1 protein-coding gene is annotated in these 1,285 nt (G+C 53.5%); it reads right to left on the bottom strand.

The window, feature by feature from the left end; all coding sequences use genetic code 11:
* Positions 1-52: 52 nt before the first annotated feature.
* Complete coding sequence (locus tag DBR24_RS00070; RefSeq protein WP_128613518.1) at positions 53-1,195, bottom strand: IS481 family transposase; 1,143 nt, start codon at positions 1,193-1,195, stop codon at positions 53-55.
* Positions 1,196-1,285: the final 90 nt, after the last annotated feature.

Raw genomic sequence — 1,285 nt, 5'->3', positions numbered from 1 at the left:
TGTATGTACCGGAGACATGGTGGACACATGTTCGGAGACATGGTGGACGGTTTTAGATCTTCTTACCTGCCGTAACGATCTGCAAGTTCAAGTCGATTCGGGCGATGCGATGTCTACTCCAGTAGACATCGTGGATGCCGTCCTCCATCGTTTCCCGGATAGCTACTGACTTCCCGTAAAAAGCTTTCCCGACTGTGTATTCACGGTTCCTCCAGTAGATCTCGCCCTTTACCTGAACCTTCCTGACCACATCACCATCGTCGTACTCCGGCGCTGCGGGTTGCTCCTGATATTCCCTTGAGCTGCTGCTGTACCGAGTAGCAGGAACCTGCATGTCCAGCGCTTGATGCGGGCGCTTCTGGTTGTAAATATCACGCCAGATATCAAACGCCCGTTGCGCGCTGTTGAGATCGTTAAAGTGCTGACCCTGGAGGACTTCATTTTTCAGACTGCGGTGGAAGCGTTCCAGCTTTCCTTGGGTTTGCGGATGATAAGGTCGAGAGTGGCCGACCTTGATGCCTTGACTCATCAGCCAGACCTCCAGCGCGGTATAAACGCCTGTCTGATCACCCCATGGAGAGCCGTTGTCCATCGTCATGCGCAAAGGCAGGCCATAGCGCCGAAAGGCCCGGACCAGATGCTCCTGGACGGTGTCGCGCTGCTCATTGATACACGCCGCGATGCACAGTGAAAACCGCGAATGATCGTCCAGCATCGTCAACGGATGGCAACGCCCCTGACCCAGACTGATATGCCCCTTGAAGTCCATCTGCCAAAGATCGTTGGGCGCTTCATGCTCAAAACGGATAAACGGTTTGATCTCGGCGGCCTTTGGATCAACGCGTGAATGACGCTGTAAAACCGCATGCACGGTACTGACCGAAGGCATCACTAAGCCGTTGTCTTCCAACACACGTTTGAGCTTGCGAGCGCCCCAGGCCGCGTACTCCTGACTCACGGTCAAAATCTGCTGTTCAACCTCATCAGCACATCGCTTGGGTGATGTCTTCGGTCGTCGAGACTGATCGTTCAGTCCTTCTGCACCCAGGTTTTCAAACCTGTTAAGCCATTTATAGGCGGTGCTTGGGCTGATATTAAATCGACGGCAAAGCTGCCGGACATTGGCCCCTTCTTGCCGAGCCAAAAGCACGAATTCTGAACGAAGCTGCACAGTGGACACCTCTTCCCAAGACACAGGTCATCTCCTTAGTGATGAGCAATGTGCCTATTAAAAAGTGTCCACCATGTCTCCGAACACCTGTCCACCATGTGTCCGGTACATACA

The organism is Pseudomonas sp. HMWF006 (assembly GCF_003061205.1).
Taxonomy (GTDB): domain Bacteria; phylum Pseudomonadota; class Gammaproteobacteria; order Pseudomonadales; family Pseudomonadaceae; genus Aquipseudomonas; species Aquipseudomonas monsensis.
This window is presented reverse-complemented; position numbering and strand designations above follow the sequence as displayed.